Source organism: Desulfosarcina sp., assembly GCF_033791525.1.
GTDB lineage: Bacteria > Desulfobacterota > Desulfobacteria > Desulfobacterales > Desulfosarcinaceae > Desulfosarcina.
The window spans coordinates 1-20,774 of record NZ_JASJGN010000342.1; the positions used below are offsets into that span (position 1 = coordinate 1).

Consider the following 20,774-nt stretch of genomic DNA (forward strand, 5'->3'; position numbering starts at 1 on the left):
TAATCGCCTCGATTGTAAAGGTCTTCATCAATGCTCCTGAATAACGTATTAGGTTTGGGTTCGAAACAATATAAAATCAATTACAGAGATATCATCAATCCACCTTTTTAAATATAGTTAATCTATATAGTTGCGAAATCCTGTCCGTCCATATCATCTATGATAGGTTCATCCGCTCTTGTAACCTTGAAAATGTTCCATAGAGAATGAAATCATCATGACCCGTTAAATGGTTGCGCGGGTTGTCGATCAAAGCCCATTCGGATTCATTGCGCAGGGATTCGGATCGGATGATGTCTCTCGATCCTTCGTCAATCCCTGCTGTTATCTGATATTTCTTAAAGGAGGCGACAGCTCAGGGTGGATCGATCAGGTAAATCTTGGTATTGTTCCCTGTCATATTTATGGGAATGCTTGTCCCTGATGCCGTCGATTGAAGGCGCAGAATAGGAAGCCTTATGCAGCGCTATAAAATTCTTCATCGTACCTATTACAATTTTTCCGGACCAGTGAGGCTCGGACCCCATAAATTGCACCTTCGTCCGCGAGAGGACTATGATCTTCGCATCGAGTCTTCAAAACTTAATATCACACCGGCAGCAACCCTGCTCTGGCACCGGGATATTGAAGGGAATTCGGTTGCCATTGCGACCTTCGATTTGCCCGCCAACCAGTTGGTGGTTGAGAGCGAAGTGATCATCCAGCAATACAATGAGGACCCACTGGATTTTATGGTGGCCGATGATGCCATCGAGTACCCGTTTTCCTATCCATCCGATGACAAGATTTAGTTGTCGCCCTACATGGTATTCTCCGAAAATCAGACAAAAAATCGGCTGACTGAATGGATGGCGAAGCAATGGCAGCCGGATGAACGCATTCAGACCTACACGCTACTGCATCGGATTTGCACGCATATCCATCAAACGCTGTCGTATCAACTGCGGGAAGCGCCCGGGGTGCAAACTGCGGAGCAAACCCTGGCCAGCGGCACCGGCTCTTGCCGTGACTTTGCAGTGTTGTTTATGGCTGCCGCGCGGCATTTGGGAATCGCCTCTCGTTTTGTAAGCGGTTACCTGCACGCACCGCCGTCAGCGAACAACCTGGGTGCAACCCATGCCTGGGCAGAGGTGTACCTGCCAGGCGCCGGCTGGAAGGGGTTCGATCCCACCATCGGAAAAATCGCCGGGACGGATCACTTTGCCGTGGCGGTCGCGAGATTGCCCGAATCCGTGCCGCCGATAGCGGGGTCATTCGTGGGTGCGCCGGGGTCGCGTCTCGATGTGGGGGTATGGGTAACGATGTGCTAAGCGCTCCTCCTGTGTCATTGAAGCAGGGTCTCGTTAACGCTGAACAGCCTGTCAGTGACATCCGCATTTATGCCTTTATAATCCGCCGACCACCGCTTTGCGGTATCCGACGTGCGGGTTCAGGGAAAAATCGATTCGGCAAGCTGCCGGCGCAGCGGTCACCCTGTCCGCACCGGGTGCGATCAATCCGACATTCACGGCTCCGCCAGTTGCCGACGGCAGCAGCGAAACCCTGGTTTTTGAATTGACGGTAACGGACAGTGGGCCGCTGCAGGCCACGGATGCCATTGAAATCCAGGTGAACGGTGCAACTCCGCCCCCGGTTGATCCGCCTGTCGATCCCCCGGTCATTGATCCGCCGGATGCGGATTCCGATGGTGATGATGATCACGACTGGTACCGTAAAGAGGACGGTGACGATGACCACGACAGGGACCACGAAGATGGCGATGATTAGGACGATCGGGATTAGTTAACAATCAGGAGGCACGACATTTTATAAGTGGCCCCTGATCAAACAAAATAAGGGGAGGCCTGCATGCTTAGGCCCCCCCCTTTTTATTTTCAAGCATCGCTCAGGACGGCTTAATGCCTTCATGCGGTTGTCGAGCGGTTTCCATGGCCCCGCTTGCACGCACTACCGGCATGTCGATTTTTGCAAGGGAAAGGGCATTGCCGGCAAGAATGACGGCCACACCTGCCACGGCGGGCAGCGACCATTGATAACCCTCGAACACGGTGGAGATGATCAGGGCGATGATGGGAAACAACAGCGTGGCGTAGGAGGCCCGATCCGCACCGATGTTGCCCACCAGCGTCAGATAACAACCGAAGGCGAGCACTGAGCCGAACAGGGCCAGGTAGAGCAGAGAGATGAAATAGGGTGCGGATGGGTCGAAAGTGAAAGGTTTTCCCGCGATCAGGGCGGCCGACAGCATGAGCAGTGTCCCGTAGGCCATGCCGTAGGCGTTGGTCTGGACCACCGGCAGGCCGTGCCGCTGGTTGCGGGCGGAGAGGATGTTACCGAAGGAGGCCAGAAGGGTGGCGGCCATGCTCAGCACGAACCCCTTGAAGCCGTCGTCGGCCAGGCTGAAGCCGGACAGCTCAGGCCAGAACACCAGTCCGATACCCACGATGCCCAGGACCGCGCCGCCGATCACGTTGGCCCGCAGCGGGGTTTTCAAAAAGACGCGACCATTGAGGATATTCCAGAAGACGATGGTGGAAAACATTACCGCGACGATGCCGCTGGTCAGGTGCACCTCTGCCAGGTAGAACAGCCAGTAGTTTACCGCAAACAGGCAGGTGCCCTGAAGGGCGATGAATAGGTGATCGCGTATGGCAAAGCGCATGTTCAAGCCCCGCAGGCCGCACCAGGTGAAAAGCAGGGCCGACGCCAGGCAAAACCGGTAGATCACCGACACCAGTGGATCCACCTCGCCCAATTGGAACTTGATCCCCAGCCAGGTCGATCCCCAGATGAGTACGGTAACGGTATAAAGTGACAGGTTTCTGATCAACGCGGCACCCTTTTCGTTTTTGTTGCGACGGTGCGCCTGATTGCAGGGCTGGATCCGCTTGGCGCAGCAGAGATAGACGCTGTCAATCACTTCGTCGGTACCAGGTACAGATGCAGAATCCAAAATTGACGGGTTCGTAACAAGTCCGATATCCGCGTTACGCTTCATCCCTCGTCACTGCAGCGTACCATAAGTACGCTTCATTCCTCCGGATTTGCAAGCCTTGATCTCGAACTTGTTACGAACCCGTCGGAAATGCGACTTTTTACGGGTTCATCAAAATTGACGGATTCGTATAAAGCCCGATCCGCCTGAAGCGGATAATTATCTGCGTTACGCTTCAGCCCTCGTTACTTCAGCGTACCGTAAATACTCTTCATTCCTCCAAATTCGATAGCTTTGATCTCGAGCTTTTTACGAATCCGTCTAAAATGAGATTTATTACGACTTCATCAAAATTGACAAATCACCGCGATTCTGGCAAGTTGCTCCGATCCTGATATCGAGACGGCAGGCAGTCCCTAAACGCATCAACCCTTTGACACGCATTGCGAAGCTATGAGCTTAGACGCGATTTTGAACCATCCACGGCTGAAGCTGCTTTTGGCCCTGTCCCGCACCCCCCACGGGGTTATCGATATCGCCACGCCGGCATTGGCCGCGCTGTTGTGCCTGGGCCACTTTCCCCCGCTCGTTACCACCCTGCTGGGGCTGATCACCGTTATGGCCGGATACACGGCTGTCTACGCCCTCAACGATCTGGTGGACTACCGCACAGACAGAGAGAAAGTTCGCGTGGGCGGATACGGGGACGGCGAGGATTACCTGGACGGTGTGCTGGTTCGCCACCCGCTGGCCAAGGGGGTGCTTACCCTGCCCGAGGGCATCATGTGGGCCGGGGGATGGGCGCTGGTGGCCATGGTCGGGGCCTGGCTGCTTAATCCGGTGTGCTTTTATATTTTCCTTGCCGGCGGTCTGCTGGAGGCCATCTACTGCCTCTTGTGGCGAGTGACGCCTTTTCGCGCGCTGATCAACGGCATCGTCAAATCGCTGGGTGCCGTGGCCGCCGTATATGCCGTCAACCCCAAGCCGTCGATCATCTTTCTCATCGTCCTGTGCAGCTGGATTTTCTTCTGGGAGATCGGCGGGCAGAACATTCCCAACGACTGGACCGACATCGATGAAGACCGCCGCTTCAAGGCCAAGACCATTCCTGTGAAATTAGGACTGGCGCGGGCAGGATTGCTGGCCCTGGCCTGTCTGGTGGCGGCCTTCTTCGTGACCTTTCTGCTGGTGTGGATCTCACCGCTTACCTTCGGGATGCTTCATCTGCTGGCGTTGGCCGGAGTCGGTGTCTGGCTGCTGCTGCTGCCGGCCCTGAGGCTGGTGGAAGCCAACGACCGCCAACAGGCCATGGATTTGTTCAACAAGGCCAGTTTTTTTCCCTTGAGTGTGTTTGTGGTGGTGCTCATCCGCCTGCTGCTTTTATAGTTCAGGTGGATAGGCTGTAGGCCCAAGGTTATTCGGGGTGCCGGTATTTTTTCATTCCCAGCCAACCAGTCAGTCGAATATCGTGAGATTCAAGAAGGGGTAGCTTGTGGTTCGGACCAAGGCCGCAGCGTTTTGGCAACCGGAGGCGTAACTGCGCTACGTCGAGGATTGCCAAAAGGTGAGAACGCCGGTCCGGGCCGCAAGCTACCCCTTCTTATTTCGTGCCCACATGCGCCACACTGATCCCATTGGTCATGGACGTCCAGCGAACGTCACGCAAACCGACGGCCGTCAGCATGGTTGCCAGTTCGTCGGGCAGGGGGAACATGCGGATGGTCTCGGGCAGGCAGGCGTAGGACTCTGCCGATCCTGCCAGCAACTGGCCCAGGGCGGGCATGATGTTGAACGAATAAAAATCATAGAGACTGCGGAAAACGGGATTGGTGGGCTGTGAAAACTCCAGGCACAGGAATCGTCCGCCGGGTTTGAGCACCCGGACCATCTCGGCAAAACCCTGTTTCAGGTGGGTGAGATTGCGGATGCCGAAGCCCACCATGGCGCAGTCAAAGGTGTCGTCGGGAAAGGTGATACGTTCGGCGTCTCCCTGGACGTAGCCGATGTGGGCGAGCGCAGGGAAGGGGTCGATCTTGTGACGGCCTGCCTGAATCATGGCGTAGTTGATGTCGTAAATCGTCACCTGACCTGTCGGGCCCGTGCACCGGGCCGCCAGGATGGCCAAGTCGCCGGTGCCGCCGCACACATCCAGCATCTTGTCCCCTCGCCGAACGCCGAGCATGCGCACGGCGGCTCGTTTCCAGGCATGCTGAATGCCGAAGCTGAGCAGTGAGTTCATGAAATCGTATTTGGGGGCCACCCGGTTGAAGTGGATGCGCACCGCATCCACTTTTCTTTCCTCATCGAACTCGCGGATGCCGAACCGGGCTTTACCGGTGGTGCGAATGTGATCGTCAAGCAGCTCCTGCCGCTTTTTATCGTCAAACCAGCGGGGATTGTTCCAGAGATCCATCAAAATCCTTTCTAAAGTGAATCAAATAATTCATGCCTGTGCTGCGGCACAGGGCCGCGTGCCCGCCGAAGGGGATGTAGCGCAGGCCGGATAAATTCTCAAGGCTCAGACCGGCATCGGCCCCCCATTGTATCAATTCTTCAGGCTTTACCAGCTTCCGGTAGTCGTGGGTGCCTTTTCTGACGACGCCCAGCACACGCTCGGCAGCCACGATCACCAGCAGCCATGCCAGCCAGGTGCGATTGACCGTGGCGAAGAAGACATCCCCGCCGGGGCGCACCAAGCGGGCGCAGGCATTGAGGATGGATGCCGGCCGGGGCACGTGCTCGAGCAGTTCCATGCAGACCACCACGTCGTACCGACCCGGGTTTTCGTCTGCCAGTGCTTCGGCCATGGTCTGTCGGTAGTCGATGACCAAGCCGCTGTCTTTCATGTGCGTGCGGGCCACGGCCAGCGACGCGCCTGCCATGTCGATGCCGGTCACACGCGCCCCGCAGGAGGCCAGTGCTTCGGACAGCAGGCCGCCGCCGCAGCCCACATCCAATACCTGCTTTGCCGCCAGTTCGGTCCGGTCGCGCACATAGGTCAGCCGTATCGGGTTGATGTCGTGCAGGGCCCTGAATTCGCCGTTGCGATCCCACCAGATGTCGGCCATGGCCGAAAAACGGGCGATTTCACCGGCGTCGATGTTGTCGGTTGGATTCATTGCCGATTGATTTTTTCTGTGGAGGCGGCATCCTGACGCGAACGCTCTATCTCTTTCGAGGGAGAGAATTCGGGCGAGGGCAGCCGTTCTCCTATCATCATCCTGGTATTGAAACAGGTATGTGAAATAGCAGATGGCCGTAAAGGGATCAAGGAAATGGTCAAAGAAATAGCCACCCGAAAGCGGTCAACTATCGCGCGTCACTTATGCTTCACTGATGCCCACCCCCAGTTGACACCGTAAAAGCCCGCATTACAGTTACCTATCCATCCGAACATAGCGGGCAACACCGATGGGAAAGAAATAAGCATTCAATATCAACCTGCAATCCTGCAAAAGACCGCGTTTACCGGCCAACGGGCGGCGGGCTCCCAATGCATTGCCCCTGAGCCCCGCCATCGATATGACCGCCGGTAAAAACGCCAAGGAGGTCATATGAAACGATCCATCGTTACCCTTGCTGCCACGATTTTGATGGTCGCGCTGGCGGCAAGCCCGGCGGCAGCCGTGGCTCAGTCAACGCTGCACCGCATCCTTGAAGCCGGAGAAATCCGGGTCGGCACCACCGGCGACTGGAACCCGATGACGGTCCGTGACCCGGCCACCAACACCTACCAGGGGTTTGACATCGACGTGGTGACTGAGCTGGCCAAGGATCTCGGTGTTCGGCTGGTCTTTGTTTCCACTGAATGGAAAACCCTGGTCAGCGGCATGGTTGCCGGCAAATACGACATCAGCACCAGTGCATCGGTGACCCCATCGCGCATTCGCACCGTCGGCTTCACCCGCTCCTACTTCCAGGTCGGCACCGTTCCCGTGACACTGAAAAAAAATATCGCCCGGTTTGCCGGCTGGGACGATATCAACCGGGCCGATGTTCGTGTGGCCGTCACGCTGGGCACGTCATTCGAACAGCAGGTCAAACAGTTTTTCCCCAAAGCCGAAATCAAGGCGGTGGAAGCCCCGGCGCGCGATTTTCAGGAAGTCCTCAGCGGACGGGCCCAGGTGTCGATCACCAGCAACCTGGAAGCCTCCCAGTTGGTCCAGACCTACCCGCAGCTGGCGATTGTTCCGGTAGACAGGCCGCGCAGCCCGGCAGATTTGGCGTTCATCACCCCGCAAACCGATCAGGTCTGGATCAATTACCTCAATCATTGGATCACCATCAAAGCCAACCAAGGATTTTTCCTGGAACTGCAGGAGAAGTGGATGCCGCAACCATGAAAATTCGCACCTCATGGCTGCTTGTGGCCCTGGTGATAATTGCGGCCGTCGGTTGTAGCCGGCAGGATTATCAGTGGGGCTGGTATGAGGTCCTTCCCACGACCCCCCAGGGTATGGCTCACCTGAAGTTTCTTCTGGCCGGGTTTGGCCTGACCATCTCCATGTCGACGATTTCATTGACTGCGTCGATCATCCTCGGGCTGCTGGTGACCCTGCCCGGGCTGGCCAGGCAGCCGTGGCTCCGGGCGTTCAACCGCATTTACGTGGAAACCTTCCGGTCCATCCCGGTGCTGGTCATGATCCTATGGGTCTACTATGGTTTTCCCGTGGTGATCGGCTTGGCCCTTGGCCCGTTTGCGGCAGGCATCCTGGCATTGACCCTGTGCGACAGTGCATTCGAAGCCGAGGTGTTTCGCGGCGGCATCCAATCCATCGAGCAGGGGCAGATCGAGGCCGCCGACTCGCTGGGCCTGAATTATTATCAGAAAATGCGGCTGGTTATCCTGCCCCAGGCCATCCGCAGGATCCTTCCCCCGCTGGGCAACCAGTTCGTATACATGCTCAAGATGTCTTCGTTGGTATCGGTGATCGGTCTGCAGGAATTGACCCGCCGGGCCAACGAACTCACGGTTACGGTCTACCGTCCGCTGGAGATTTATTCGGTGCTGGTCGTCGAATACCTGCTGCTGATCCTGGCGGCATCCTGGATGGTGCGGCGGCTTGAAAATCGGTTGCGGGTGCGAACCTGAGGCCTGAAGCGAGCGTCTGGCGGAAAGTTTCGCTTCGTTTTTCCTGAAAGCCTTTTGCCTGTCGGGCATCCCACTATTCATCTGCACCAGAAAACTGCTTGACCGCGACCCAGAAAATGGGTACCTCAAAGTAGTCCAATCCTTTTCAGTCATCCAGATTAATCAACCCACACAAGACATGGTCCGCTGGACCAGGATGCCATACCATATCGTGGCTGCATCTTAGCTTTATGTTGGGTTGCCCCAATAGACGGAAACCTTTCATGAACACATGGCCAACATGAAGAAAAAAGAAGACTTAAAAGTATTTATCTCGGCTTCGGACCCCACGTGCGACGAGTGTAATGAGAATTTAGGACGTGGTGCGTGGATCACCCTGGCCGGAGAAAAAGGTGCCCTGTGCCTGTCTTGTGCCGACCTGGACCATCTCGTCTTTTTGCCTTCAGGAGACGCCGCACTCACCCGGCGTGCCCGAAAATACGCGACATTGGCAGTGGTTGTTTTAAAATGGGCGCGGGCCCGGAAGCGGTACGAACGGCAGGGATTGCTGGTGGAGGCGCAGGCGCTTGAACAGGCTGAAAAGGATTGCCTGGCGGACAGCGAGGCCAGGCAAAGAAGAAGGGCGCGCGAAGCAATCCGTCGGGAACGCCTGGATCGTGAATATACAGAGCGTTTTGCACTGCGGGTGGGTGAGCTCTTCCCCGGATGCCCAACTGGAAGGGATGCAGTCATTGCCGAGCATGCCTGCCTCAAGTACAGCGGCCGGATCGGTCGCACGGCGTGGGCCAAGCGCTTGGATGAGGAGGCGGTCCGCCTGGCTGTCGTTGCTCACATCCGGCACGCGGAAACGACTTACGATGAGCTTTTAATGATGGGACATGATCGCTGGGAGGCGCGAGATATAGTTACGGACAAGGTTGATCGGATTCTGGAACAATGGGAGTCGCCGACACCGCAGGTTCTGTAATGGGGTCGCATGGCAAGCAAGATGAAGTCGCAAAAGGCCCGCGATCAATACTATCGAAACCCGAAGAATGAGCCGGAATCCAGATATTTATCCACTTCCGTCGGATGGGACTTTTTGCGAAATCCTGCAGCCTGACCCCGCGAGTTAGGGCCCCGGAAAAAAATAAATCCACCTCTTTCTTGCCTGTGTTTCCGTCACCTGCGTTCCATCCGCCGGCACATATCTCGATATGCACCGGGCGGATGCGCCTTGCTGACGAAACCACAGCCGGCGCCATATGGCGGATTTATTTATTTCCGTGACCCTTAAATGTCAGCCCGCAAGCAAAACATTTCTTTATGAAATCACACCATCTGCCGATAAAGCAGTCAGCAAAACGGCAGTCCATTCAGCATCCTCGTTAAAACGCGTCCAGATTACCCGATAAATAAGGCTCTTCTGTGCCGTGGCCAGTTTTCAGCCGCAGCCAGCGCGAAATTGGATCAACGGGTGTCCGTTCGCTGAAGTTGACATGGGTGCGGCGCCATGCTCTATTAAACCGGTACACCGCTGGGGCTGTTTAGGTCTCCGGTCGAAATTAATTTCCTGGTCGTCTCAATGCAAATGCGTACCATGCTGATCCGATACCTGACCCTCTGCCTGCTCCTGTCATCCCTCGGCGCTGCGGGTTTTTGCGACATCCATGCTGCGCCGATCCCGCCTACCGTGACCATCCTTTGCTACATGAACGGAGACAATGATCTGTCCAATGAGGTCCTTCATGCACTGGACATGATGGAAATGGTGGGCTCTTCCGACAGGGTCAACGTGGTTGCCCTGGTGGACGGCCATCCCAAATGGCTGGGGCCCTATGATGCGGCCTGGTCTCGGACGCGGCTGCTTCACCTGCAAGCTGATCCGCGCATCGGTCGTATCACCTCGCCGGTGCTGGAGGAGTGGGGAGAAGCCAATATGGGTTCGCCTCAAACCCTGGAGCGCTTTTTGCGCACGGCCATGGCGGCGTACCCGGCGGAGCAGGTTTATTTCTACATGTTTGCCCACAGCCAGGGTGTCCTGGATACCCGTGATTATGGGCCAACGCAGTCGGTCAAGACCGTCTCCATGTCCCGCGACGACACCAGCGGTGAAAAGATGCCTCTGGACGACTTTCACCAGGCATTGAAACAAGGTCTGAACGGCCGACGCTTCGAACTGATGGTGTTTTTTTCCTGTCTGGCCAACATGGTGGAGGTGGACTACGCCATGAGTGATGTGACCCGATATCTGGTGGGCAGCCAGGACGAGATCCGACTGGTGAACGAGCCGCCGGGCCAATACCAGATCCGCGGACTGCGATTTGAGAAACTGATCGCTGGGTTGAAGCAGACGCCTGCAGCCGATATCCGGGAGCTTGGTCGGACCTTGGTGGACAGTCACGTCGATAGTTACGATCAGGATGTGCGCTTACCCACAGGTGACGGTGTGGGACAGATCTGCCGCTTTTCCGGTGGTATGGCCCTGGTGGATGCCGCTGCGATGCCCCAGCTGGTGACTGTGCTGGATCTCCTGGCCCAACAGCTGATTCGACACGCTGAAGAAGATGGCGTGGTGCAGGCCATGGGTGCAGCCTTGTCTGCCACCCAGCCGTTTGCCAGCTTTTTAAAAATGGAATATTATGATCTTTCAGGTTTTGTGCGCCACCTGCGTGCCGCTGTCAGCCAACCCGAGCTGGAAACGGCCTGCGACCGCGTGTTGGATCTACTGGCGAATCGTGTCCTCGTCTATGCCCGTCATACCTCGGATTGCGCAGCCACAGGTATCTCGATCTACCTTTCGCATCCCCTGGTGCCCGACAACATTTTCCAGACCCACCAGAGACTTTACCAGGCGAACCGATTCAGCCGTGAGACCCAGTGGGATGAAATGATCAGCATATTCCGGGAGCGCCTCAAGGGAACACTGGCCGCCGACTTGATCCAGCCTGCGGCCATAAAAAAGGGGCGGGCCCTATCAACAGGCACCCACCCCTAAAGGATTCTTAGCTTGGGTCGATCATTCCGGAGTCTTCAACCAGGGATTTATTCTGGGATAAGGACCTGGTCGATGACATGGATGACCCCGTTGCTGGCAGGGATGTCCGCCTTGATCACGGTTGCATTACCCACCATCAGGCTGCTGCCCGATTCGGTGATGCGGAAACTCTGACCATTGACAGTTTTGGCCGAGGTGAGCATGGCGGCATCTGCGGCCATGACCTTGCCCGGGACCACATGATAGGTCAGGATGGCTTGCAGCTGGGATTTATTTTCCGGTTTGAGCAAGTTTTCCACGGTACCCGGCGCTAGTTTGGCAAAGGCTTCGTCCGTCGGCGCAAAGACGGTAAACGGCCCCTCGCTTCTCAACGTCGCTTCCAGGTCGGCGGCCTGCACTGCCGCAACCAGGGTATTGAAGGAACCCGCCGCCACGGCGGTGTCGACGATGTCTGTGGTGTTCATGGCGTCCGATGTATTTTTCGAGGTTCCGTAGTTGCCGGCAAATGCCGACAGGGGCAGGATAAGCAGTATGATCCACACGATTCCATAATTTAGTCTTTTCATGTCTATTACCTCAATGTGTTGTTAGTTTGATATAACGAGTGACTTATCGTTTTTGCACCGCTTTAGCCGAGCATGTGCCGCCACTCCAGTGCTGAGTAAAATTAACTTGCTTTGAGCCGAATGACAAGCAGTGCAGATTAGGGGTATAGTGATAGACAGCACCTATCACTGGATCTGACGGCAACCATACCATTGGATCCTGCGCTGGCAGGTATATCAAAAAGCCCCATACGCTTGCGGCCATAGGTAGTGTCCATCCAGAAACGGCATCTTTCGGCCCAAGCCTGCGTTCTTGCTCGATTGAGCAGGTAGTGAAGCTTCGGCGCTATCCTCGACGTAGTGCCACTGCGCACGCTGTCGCTCCTACGGCTACGCCGTCAATTTCAATTTCGCTGCGGCCTTGGCGTGTCGCAGATCCCGCACTGCGGGGAACCCAAATCTGCCATTTCTGAATGGACAATAGGTAAGGCATTAATTTAGCGCTGCAGCGGTAGACGTTCGTCCGACCGATGCTTTGAAACCGAAACGGCTAAACTATCAATAATCAGGCCCAACCTAATGAAAACCAAATGTCATGCGCCCCATTGCCCCTTGTGCAGTGGTGACGATATCGATCGATTTTACGAGGACGACAACAGGATCTACCTGAGCTGTTTGAATTGTAGATTGGTTTTTGTTCCCAAAGGCTATTGGCTTGACGCCAAAGATGAGAAAACCATCTATGATCTGCATGAAAACGATCCACAGGACCCGAGATACCGGCGATTCCTATCCCGGTTTGTGTCACCACTCCTAGAGAGGTTGAATCCAAACCAAAAGGGCTTGGATTTCGGTTGTGGCCCCGGTCCGACCCTGTCGGTCCTGCTGGAGGAGCAGGGCCAGCAGGTGGATCTTTACGACCCGTTTTATTACGACGATCCTTCAGTGTTTCATAAAAAGTATGATTTCATCTGTGCCACCGAAGTCGTCGAGCATCTGCGCGATCCCAAGCGGGAATTTGCTTCCTTGTTCAAGATGTTAAAACGCGGTGGATGGCTGGGCATCATGACGAAGCGGGTCATGGATAAATACGCTTTTGGTCAATGGCACTACATTCGTGATATGACGCATATTTGCTTTTATCGTCAGCATACTTTTGAATACCTCGCGCGACGGTTCGATGCCCGCCTCAACGTCCTTGCCAATGACGTGATTCTGTTCCATAAGAAGTAAATAGTCCCCTATTGCGCTCAAGGCCGCATGGGGCGGTAAGGGCATGGTATTACCGATGATGATTGTAGATTATCCTGCTCCATTGTTGGTTTATCCGGAAAACAAAAAGGAAGATCTGAGAACAGGTAAAGGCGTATTTCAAATGATCGATAAGTTTAAGCGAATCGCACAAGCCATTCAGGTGCTTCGCCTGCCATCGTTAGGGGTTGGGCTGATTAGCCTGGCATCACTGGTGGCGATCGTTCTTATTTTCGCAGCAGGCCAGGGTGATTTATTTATTATTCCCTGTGTCGTCGGTTCGTTATGGGGGTTGAGCACGTATTCATTTATTGTGACCTTCCGCGCCGTACCGGATAAACCCAACGTCCCCTTGAAATTCTTCAGTAATCTGAAGCACACAATTACTCGGGTGTGGTATGGATTGGTCGGTGTCTTTTTCCTTGGCGCCACCGCCGCCATGCTTGTGGTTACCATTCGGATGGTTTTAATCTGGTTGCGGGACTATGGGGGCTGACCCGGCTACGGCCCATCCATTGCTTGAGCAAGGCGAGGAGGTGAAACGAGACACCCACCGCAGAGCCTATTTCGTCCCAAGTGGATGGGGCCAAATGATAATTTTGAGATCCGCTTATCGTTAAACAGGTTGTTGAAAAACTATTGCGTTTGGCCATACGGCGTTATAATTCGACTCAACATGCTCATTTATCAACCATAAACTGCGCTTTTTCCGCTAGTGGGTTATCCCCGGCACCTCGGGCGCATTGCTGTATTGTCGGGGTTGCAGGGCAGCCATCTCTATCGGCGGCGATGCCTTGGTTGGCGCAGGCACCGGTTTTTTTACTGCCGGTGAATCGAATGTCTTGGCGGGAGGAGACTGCACCGGTGGTTCGGGTTTGGCAACCATGGTCTTTTTGGGAACTGATGCCGGTGCAACCGGCCTGGTCGGAGACTTTTTCTCAGGGGGCGGCAGCGGTTTGTCCGTCGATGCGCCGGTGGCCTGGCTAACGATGGGTGAGGGTGCCGGAGCCTGCCGCGTCGTCGTTTCGCTTCTGGGGGACAATGCAGCCAGGGATTGTTTGATCTGACCATCGGCAGGATTCAAGCCTGCGGCAACCCGGTACGCCTCAATGGCCTCTTTTTCCCGCCCCATGGCTTGAAGCAAGCCGGCCCGTCGCTTCTGGACGGCAAACTCGTCGGAAGCGCCTTTCATCAGCGCCGCATCACACGCCTTCAGGCCATCGGGACCACCGGCTTGAAGGCACTGCGCAACCTTGATTTCTCTTTTCGTCTGGGCAAGCCGAAGGTTTTTGGTCGCCTCCCGATTTTTTGGATCTGCCGCCAATGCCGTCTCATAATCGCGAATGGCGTTGCCGAAGCGATCCATCTCCAGCCAGACATTGCCCCTGCCCGTTAACAATTTGGGGTGGTCGGGGTTCACCGCGAGCCCATCGTTGCAGGCTGTCATGGCCGCATCACCCTTTAACTTCTCACACCGGATGATGCTCAAGCGGATCTGTGTATCCTGTTTTTTCGACCGGGATGCGGCGGCAGCGCTCTTTTGTTGCTTTTCGATATACTGCTGCTCGTCCAGGTAACTTTCGGCAAGGATCAGCTTCTTTTTGATCGCGTCGTCGCCCGGAAAGTTTTCCAGTCCTTCCTGCAGCACTGCAACGGCGTCCGCATAACGCCGGAGTCCCATAAATGCATCGCTGAGTGCAAAGCGAATCTCCAGGTTGCCCGGATCGCGAAGCAACTCCCGCCGACATGGCGCAAGAGCGGCTTCCCCGGTGGCGGACAGGCAGGAGGGGGCGTCCTCAGCCGTCCAGGCAACTGTAGTGGGGTTTGCGAATATGAGAAGTGTCAGCATCACGATCGCCGCCGTCCGGCCGGTCATGCAGGAACGTTTGGTTTCGCATTGGGTCATGGATGAGACCTGTCTCCTTTCACAGGCGGCTGACGTTATTCAAAGCCATTCTAAGCATATCCCTATTTAATATCCGCCACCCCCACCGCCGCCACCCCCGCCGCCATAAGGGTCATCCTGCGAGGTGGTCTGCCTTTTGCGGAATATCCAACTGCCGTCGGGAAGCCGGATCAGGTTGAACAGGTACCACTTGTTCACGGTGGTATATGGCGGGTCTTCCCTGGCGATCATGCTCTCGATGTCCCGGCGAAGCTGCGCCAGGCCATATTCATTGGCGTATGAACCGACGATGCCGTCACCGTCCAGATCCTCTCCGTGGAGATTGGCATGGGCGAGTTTTTCGATCTCCGGTGCCAGCAGGCCGGCCTCTTCCACCGATTCGGTGCCGCCGATGTCGCTGCTCAATGCCGTGATCAGGTCGCATCGATCCATGACTCCGGCGGCATTGGTGGCAAAGCCATCAGCGAATGCCCGGGTATTGGCAGTGGCATCGAGTGATGTGGCTGCATAGGTAATGTGGCTGACTGCACCCGCCAGGGCCTGCTTGACCCCGTATTGCGCCTTTGGTTCGTTTCCCATGGCCTCACCATCGCAGAGCATCCCGGCTCGGGCGATATTTGTCTTGATCCGCTTGAGATCCCGGCTCCCATCGGCCGCGGCTTGCGCATATTTCAGCGACTCTCCTGCCTTCTTCTCCGCCAATACAAAAAGACCTTCCTTGTTTGGGGTCTCATACCATCCCGTCATGGCGTGGCCGATATGGACATGGGCGATTGTCGGGGCGCGACTGGCGCATCCCGCCATGGCCAGAATGGCAGCGATTAGGAGCGTCCATGCGTATGCTTGTTTCATTTTTCTCTCCTCTTGACCGGCCTGCATGGTTGCGTTTTGCGGGTTGGCCATCCATGCGGGCTCATGGCAACCGGGCCACGCGAAAACCGAAGCTGCTGCTGCGGTAGTCCGGATCGAAGCGGTTGCGGAAGGCTGGGCGAACGAACCCGGGCGGGGTGAACCAGGACCCGCCCCGCAGAACGCGACGGCCGCAGTCACCGTTTTCCCATGCAGCCCCATCCAACGGCGCTTTCTCGTAACTGTCGTTCCAGCAATCCGTGACCCATTCGAAGACATTTCCAATCATGTCGTGAAGGCCGAATGCATTGGCCTGAAAAGAACCCACAGGCGCCGTGTGCACAAAGTCGTCCTGGCAGTCGAAAATCTCCCATCCCGGATAGGTTGCAAGGGTCGACCGGTCGGCCACATTGGCCGATTTACAGGTATCGGTCGGGGCCGCCGCTACGGTGCCGATATTCGCTATCCCTGCCCGGGCCGCATATTCCCACTCCGAGGCACTGAGCAGTCGGTATTCACGGCCGGTCCTGTCGGCAAGCCAGCGCAGGTAGGCGTGGGCGTCATTCCACGAAACACAGCTAACCGGGTGGGTGTCGTCCTGTTCAAATCCCGGCGCTTGCCAGCTGCGTTCCTCATCCAGTCGCCAGGATCCGTCATAGGTCCTGCAACCGGCTCCCTCGTGTCCGGTTTCATCGGCAAACCGGGCAAACTGCGCTTTGGTGATTTCGTACCGGCTTACGGCCAGCGCATAGTCGATGGCCACCAACCGCCCGGGAACCTCATTGGTTTCACTATCTTTTCCCGCTGCAAGAGCACCTTGAATGAACGTCCCGGCGGGAATGACAACCATTTCCGGGCAGGTGTCACAATCTTTGAAGGCAGTGCCTGGCAATGCTGCCGCCGTCTGCTTATCCTCCCGGCCAACTGGCAGCAGGAACCAGGCGGCCAGGGCAAGGCCGGCCGCAGCGGCAAAGATGGCAACTGCGGCAAACCATTTTCTTTCGGTCTTTGCCGCAGCGATAGCTGCGGAAGGGTCGTCTGTCCGAATAGGATCGGGTTGGACAGGTGACGGTTCCGCGACGCGCGGCGCGTCGGTAATCGCCGAAAAAGCATGATTCAAGGCAGCTGCAAATTCACCGGCGGTTTGATAGCGATCGTCCTTTTTTTTGGCACAGGCTTTGGCCACCAGTGCATCCAGGTTGCCGGGCAATGTGGGCTTCAGGCGCGACGGGGGCACTAGATCGCTGTGGATCACCTTGTAGATTACCGAAGCGAAGGATGAGCCGGTGAAGGCGCGTTCGCCGGTGAGCAGTTCATACAGAACAATCCCTGCAGAATAAAGATCGGATCGTAGATCGACGGTTTCCCCGAGGAGCTGTTCCGGGGACATGTAACCGGGGGTGCCGAGAATGGTTCCGGTTTGGGTCAGTTCTGACGACTCGATCCGTGCAATGCCAAAATCCATCACCTTGACGGTGCCGGTGTTGTCCCGCATGATGTTTCCGGGTTTGACATCCCGATGAATCACACCCATTCGGTGAGAATAGTCGAGGGCGGCCAACACGCTGCTCAGGATCAGCTGTATGTCGGCCAGGGAAAACCGGTGTTTTCCTTTGAGCAGGTCGACCAGTGTCTGCCCCTCCACATACTGCATGGCGATAAATGCCCGCCCGGCGTCTTCACCGTATTCATAGATTCCCACGATATTCTGGTGGTTGAGGTTGCCGGCTGCCTGAGCCTCACGATGGAACCGCTGGGCGATATCGTCATCCGGTGGCTCCGTAAAGCCGAGATGAATGGTCTTCAGCGCCACAAACCGTTTGATCATGGGATCGAAAGCCTTGTAAACAACACCCATGGCCCCTTTGCCTAGTGGAGCGACGATGTCGTACTTGCCAATTTTTTGTTGGTTGGCGTCCATGATTCTTCCAGGCGTGAAAAAGTGATACATCGTGGTATGCTTACATGTTGATAATAGTAAGAATACGCATGCTGATGTCAAGCATCCCGCCGGGACCGGCGCGCACCATCCTGCGCCACCGAGGTCTTGAAGCAGATTCAGCGGATATCGTCCTATGCAATCTCAGATAGCCGGTTGGTGAGACGTCCGATCGCCATTACCCTTTCCGGCGCCGGGCAATCCGTTTATGCGCTTAACCATCCGGTAACCGAAAATTCCTTGACCGGACTCCGGAAAATGGATAACCCTCAATTGTTCCCTTCACATCCGCTTTTCTTGTTCCTGCAGATCGCCGTATCACAACTGGATTCTGCGCAACTCCAACTCTGCACGGGGACGCGTTCGCGTCGCAGAGGCCTCAAAGGTGTCGTTCTAATGAACCAGCAACCCTATAAAAGATTGAAATCCAAGATAGGGGAAATCAAGTCCAATACCACCCGCACCCGGCTTGTCTTCATTTTCCTGTCGGTGCTGCTTCCGTCACTTTTAAATTCAGGTGCAAGTCCCGCGCTTTCCATTGAACTGAAGATCCACGCCGCCGGTCCACCCTCAATTGACATTTCGGCGGCAAGCCGGCCGGACCAGCTCCCGCAAAGTCGTGTTGCCAGAGGCAATCGAAACATCATCACTGCCTGGTACGCCGGTCCGACGGATCGATATCGGCATGCCGTGTTAGGTGATGAACTGGAGGCATCGCGGCTGGTTGTGGAAACCGCCGAGGGGAAACGCCTGCACATCGATCTTCCACCTTCACGAGTATTCGAGGGTCTGGAACCCCGACTTGCCGACCTGAACGGAGACAATCGGGATGAACTGATTGTGGTGGAAAGTGACATGGACTCGGGCGCATCGCTGGCCGTGTATGGTATTGTCACCGGTCGTCTCGTTCGAATGGCTGCAACGCCTTTCCTGGGCCAGCCCAATCGGTGGCTAAACCCCCTGGGCGTAAGTGACTTTGACGGCGATGGGCGACCTGATATCGCCCTCGTCGCCACACCCCACATTGGCGGGCGATTGCGCCTTTATCGATTTAAAGACGGAAAACTCTCTTTGTTCGCGGAATATCCAGGTGTAAGCACACACCGAATCGGAATTACGGAACTTGGCCTTGGACGTGTCATCTCCGCGGCACCCCGTGATCGGTTGCTGGTGCCGAATCAAGCACAACGGGCGATGATGATATTGGCGTGGTCACCCGACGGAGGGCATGAAATGACCCGGGCGGAATTGCCCGGGACCCTGGGATCGTCATTTATACCGGTGAGAACCGGCCGTTGGCGCTTTCGATTGGATAGTGGTAAGTCCTATGAAATTCAGATGGAAAATTAAACCGGCACAGGAGGCCGGATCTGAGATGGGTCTATTATCTGCTGAAAATACGATATTCGCCTTGAATGACTGGATGTGGAATCGGTGGTAAAATGAAAAGATCAGACATACGCGCACAAATGCGCCGTGATCGGGATAGCAAGACGCTTCTCGACCAGGCCAGACAATACGTTTTTGAATACATCGAGGCCGTTGACGAACGGGCGGTGTTCCCGGATGAAAACGCCATCCGAAACCTGGATCGCTTCGACGAGCCTATGCCGGAACGATCGCAATCCGGAGCCGGCACCCTGGAAATGCTCAATACCTATGGTGCGCCGGCCACCGTGGCCCAGACCGGTGGACGCTACTTTGGCTTCGTCAACGGCGGGGTTGTTCCCGCTGCCCTGGCCGCCCGCTGGATGGCGGATGCCTGGGATCAGAATCCTGCATTGTACGTGATTTCGCCGGTTGTCGGCAAACTGGAACAGGTCTGCGAGAACTGGCTGCGCGAACTACTGGAGCTGCCCGATGGCACCGTGGCCGGCTACGTCAGTGGCTCTTCCACGGCGACCCTGTGCGGCCTGGCTGCGGCCCGCTACGCGCTGCTCAGGCGGTTAGACTGGGATGTCAATGCCAAGGGCCTTTTCGGTGCGCCGCCGATCCGTGTGATTGTCAGCCAGCAGGCGCACAGTTCGGTGTTCAAGGCCCTGGCGTTGCTGGGACTGGGCAAGGATCGCATCGAGCACGTCCCGGCAGACAGCCAGGGACGCATCGATACCTCACGGATTCCCGTTCTGGACGACCGATGCCTGTTGCTTCTTCAGGCGGGCAACGTCAACACCGGGGCCTTCGATGCGTTTGAGGAGATCTGCGACCCGGCTAAGAAAAATGATGCATGGGTGCACGTGGATGGCGCCTTCGGGCTGTGGGTGAAGGCATCCCCTGCACGAAAGGCGCTGGCACAGGGCGTCGAGTTGGCCGACTCATGGTCTGTGGACGGCCACAAGACTCTGAACACGCCCTATGACTGCGGCATTGTGCTGTGCCGGCAGCAAGATTCACTGGTGGCTGCCATGCAGGCCAGCGGCGCCTATATTCAGTACAGCGAGCATCGGGACGGGATGATGCATGTGCCCGAGATGTCCCGCCGCGCCCGGGCTGTCGACCTGTGGGCGACCCTCAGGTACCTGGGCAAACATGGCATCGCTGACCTGATCGATGGGATGTGTGAGCGTGCGGCGCAATTTGCCGAGCAGTTGGCCGCCCACCGATTTCGCATACGCAACGAGGTGGTGTTCAACCAGGTTTTGGTTGCCGGTGATACACCGGGGCAGACCCGGGAAATGCTGTCAACCATTCAGGCGTCAGGCGTCTGCTGGTGCGGCGGGACGCAATGGGACGACGAACCGGCCATCCGCATCAGTGTCAGTTCCTGGGCCACCACCCCGGCTGATGTGGACCGATCCGTGGAAGCCTTTGTCGACGCGCGATCGAAAGCCGGGCCGTACGATACGGATGGGTTATGAGACTTTCGGTAGGAAAATTTGAACGCAGGTTCCTTTTTCGATTTGGGAGGAGACCTTAATCCAGCCCTTGTGACGCTTGATAATGCCGGCTACCGCGGCCATACTCAGTCCTCTTCCTTTAAATTTGGTTGAATAGAAAGGCTCGAACAATCGACGTAATGTATTGCTGTCCATTCCGGTACCGTCATCCTGAAAGCCGATACATGCGTAGTCACCGGGCATGAGCTCGGATTTAATATCCTCAGAAACCTCGGCCCATGGGAAGAGTTGACTGCTGATTCGAATAGATCCTTTACCAGCAATGGCCTCGTCAGCATTGGTAATGATCGCTAAAATGACCGTGCGGATTTGAATCAAATCAACATCAACGGTAACCGATTCATCGGTCAATTCTGCATCCAGCTGCACCGTCTCTTTAATGG

Annotated in this window: 20 protein-coding genes; 12 read left to right on the top strand and 8 right to left on the bottom strand. The window is 56.1% G+C overall.

Annotated elements, in window-relative coordinates:
* Positions 1-458: 458 nt before the first annotated feature.
* The 3 genes from QNK41_RS16905 to QNK41_RS16915 all read left to right on the top strand — a co-directional run bounded on the left by QNK41_RS16905 (position 459) and on the right by QNK41_RS16915 (position 1,767).
* A complete protein-coding gene (locus QNK41_RS16905; protein ID WP_319259046.1) occupies positions 459-791 on the top strand; it encodes a transglutaminase N-terminal domain-containing protein in 333 nt (110 codons plus the stop codon).
* A gap of 57 nt (positions 792-848) precedes the next feature.
* Positions 849-1,310, top strand: coding sequence for a transglutaminase family protein (locus QNK41_RS16910; RefSeq protein WP_319259084.1), 462 nt, complete (start codon positions 849-851; stop codon positions 1,308-1,310).
* 97 nt (positions 1,311-1,407) lie between these two features.
* Positions 1,408-1,767 carry a hypothetical protein gene (locus QNK41_RS16915; protein ID WP_319259048.1) on the top strand — a complete coding sequence of 120 codons (360 nt, stop codon included), beginning with the start codon at positions 1,408-1,410 and terminating at the stop codon, positions 1,765-1,767.
* 118 nt (positions 1,768-1,885) lie between these two features.
* On the opposite strand, the gene QNK41_RS16920 is transcribed toward QNK41_RS16915, so the two are convergent.
* A complete protein-coding gene (locus tag QNK41_RS16920) occupies positions 1,886-2,998 on the bottom strand; it encodes a DMT family transporter (RefSeq protein WP_319259050.1) in 1,113 nt (370 codons plus the stop codon).
* 390 nt (positions 2,999-3,388) lie between these two features.
* Here QNK41_RS16920 and QNK41_RS16925 point away from each other — a divergent pair, with 390 nt between their 5' ends.
* Positions 3,389-4,321 carry a UbiA family prenyltransferase gene (locus QNK41_RS16925; RefSeq protein WP_319259052.1) on the top strand — a complete coding sequence of 311 codons (933 nt, stop codon included), beginning with the start codon at positions 3,389-3,391 and terminating at the stop codon, positions 4,319-4,321.
* Positions 4,322-4,535: 214 nt separating this feature from the next.
* Here QNK41_RS16925 and ubiE read toward each other — a convergent pair whose 3' ends face one another.
* Positions 4,536-5,348 carry a bifunctional demethylmenaquinone methyltransferase/2-methoxy-6-polyprenyl-1,4-benzoquinol methylase UbiE gene (gene ubiE, locus QNK41_RS16930; protein ID WP_319259054.1) on the bottom strand — a complete coding sequence of 271 codons (813 nt, stop codon included), beginning with the start codon at positions 5,346-5,348 and terminating at the stop codon, positions 4,536-4,538.
* Entirely contained in the window at positions 5,317-6,054 is a 738-nt protein-coding gene (gene ubiG, locus QNK41_RS16935; RefSeq protein ID WP_319259056.1) for a bifunctional 2-polyprenyl-6-hydroxyphenol methylase/3-demethylubiquinol 3-O-methyltransferase UbiG, read from the bottom strand. The genes ubiE and ubiG overlap by 32 nt, the downstream gene beginning before the upstream one ends.
* Before the next feature lie 435 nt (positions 6,055-6,489).
* Here ubiG and QNK41_RS16940 point away from each other — a divergent pair, with 435 nt between their 5' ends.
* The 4 genes from QNK41_RS16940 (at position 6,490) to QNK41_RS16955 (ending at position 11,004) form a co-directional block, all read left to right on the top strand.
* The gene (locus tag QNK41_RS16940; protein ID WP_319259058.1) at positions 6,490-7,278 is read left to right on the top strand and encodes a transporter substrate-binding domain-containing protein; all 789 of its coding nucleotides are present in this window, start codon (positions 6,490-6,492) and stop codon (positions 7,276-7,278) included.
* On the top strand, positions 7,275-8,027 hold the full coding sequence (locus tag QNK41_RS16945) for an amino acid ABC transporter permease (RefSeq protein WP_319259060.1): 753 nt from the start codon (positions 7,275-7,277) through the stop codon (positions 8,025-8,027). The genes QNK41_RS16940 and QNK41_RS16945 overlap by 4 nt, the downstream gene beginning before the upstream one ends.
* A 271-nt stretch (positions 8,028-8,298) precedes the next feature.
* The gene (locus QNK41_RS16950) at positions 8,299-8,994 is read left to right on the top strand and encodes a DUF2293 domain-containing protein (protein WP_319259062.1); all 696 of its coding nucleotides are present in this window, start codon (positions 8,299-8,301) and stop codon (positions 8,992-8,994) included.
* A gap of 597 nt (positions 8,995-9,591) precedes the next feature.
* The gene (locus QNK41_RS16955) at positions 9,592-11,004 is read left to right on the top strand and encodes a clostripain-related cysteine peptidase (RefSeq protein WP_319259064.1); all 1,413 of its coding nucleotides are present in this window, start codon (positions 9,592-9,594) and stop codon (positions 11,002-11,004) included.
* Positions 11,005-11,051: 47 nt separating this feature from the next.
* On the opposite strand, the gene QNK41_RS16960 is transcribed toward QNK41_RS16955, so the two are convergent.
* Positions 11,052-11,570 carry a fasciclin domain-containing protein gene (locus tag QNK41_RS16960; protein ID WP_319259066.1) on the bottom strand — a complete coding sequence of 173 codons (519 nt, stop codon included), beginning with the start codon at positions 11,568-11,570 and terminating at the stop codon, positions 11,052-11,054.
* A 666-nt stretch (positions 11,571-12,236) separates the two neighbouring features.
* Between QNK41_RS16960 and QNK41_RS16965 the strand changes: the two genes are divergently transcribed.
* The gene (locus tag QNK41_RS16965) at positions 12,237-12,782 is read left to right on the top strand and encodes a class I SAM-dependent methyltransferase (protein WP_319259068.1); all 546 of its coding nucleotides are present in this window, start codon (positions 12,237-12,239) and stop codon (positions 12,780-12,782) included.
* 55 nt (positions 12,783-12,837) lie between these two features.
* Positions 12,838-13,296, top strand: a complete 459-nt coding sequence (locus QNK41_RS16970; RefSeq protein WP_319259070.1) for a hypothetical protein — start codon at positions 12,838-12,840, stop codon at positions 13,294-13,296.
* A 216-nt stretch (positions 13,297-13,512) separates the two neighbouring features.
* Here QNK41_RS16970 and QNK41_RS16975 read toward each other — a convergent pair whose 3' ends face one another.
* The 3 genes from QNK41_RS16975 to QNK41_RS16985 form a co-directional block, all read right to left on the bottom strand.
* Positions 13,513-14,706 carry a hypothetical protein gene (locus tag QNK41_RS16975; protein WP_319259072.1) on the bottom strand — a complete coding sequence of 398 codons (1,194 nt, stop codon included), beginning with the start codon at positions 14,704-14,706 and terminating at the stop codon, positions 13,513-13,515.
* Positions 14,707-14,772: 66 nt separating this feature from the next.
* Positions 14,773-15,558, bottom strand: a complete 786-nt coding sequence (locus QNK41_RS16980) for a hypothetical protein (RefSeq protein WP_319259074.1) — start codon at positions 15,556-15,558, stop codon at positions 14,773-14,775.
* Positions 15,559-15,619: 61 nt separating this feature from the next.
* Positions 15,620-17,476: a bifunctional serine/threonine-protein kinase/formylglycine-generating enzyme family protein gene (locus tag QNK41_RS16985; RefSeq protein ID WP_319259076.1), complete on the bottom strand. Its 1,857-nt coding sequence runs from the start codon at positions 17,474-17,476 to the stop codon at positions 15,620-15,622.
* 414 nt (positions 17,477-17,890) lie between these two features.
* On the opposite strand from QNK41_RS16985, the gene QNK41_RS16990 reads away from it, so the two are divergent.
* Together QNK41_RS16990 and QNK41_RS16995 are read left to right on the top strand one after the other, a co-directional pair.
* Positions 17,891-18,844, top strand: coding sequence for a VCBS repeat-containing protein (locus QNK41_RS16990; RefSeq protein WP_319259078.1), 954 nt, complete (start codon positions 17,891-17,893; stop codon positions 18,842-18,844).
* 92 nt (positions 18,845-18,936) lie between these two features.
* Positions 18,937-20,352 (top strand): pyridoxal phosphate-dependent decarboxylase family protein, encoded by a 1,416-nt coding sequence (locus tag QNK41_RS16995; protein ID WP_319259080.1) that lies wholly within the window; start codon positions 18,937-18,939, stop codon positions 20,350-20,352.
* On the opposite strand, the gene QNK41_RS17000 is transcribed toward QNK41_RS16995, so the two are convergent.
* The coding region (locus tag QNK41_RS17000; protein WP_319259082.1) for an ATP-binding protein at positions 20,347-20,774 on the bottom strand (428 nt) is incomplete at its 5' end. The genes QNK41_RS16995 and QNK41_RS17000 overlap by 6 nt on opposite strands.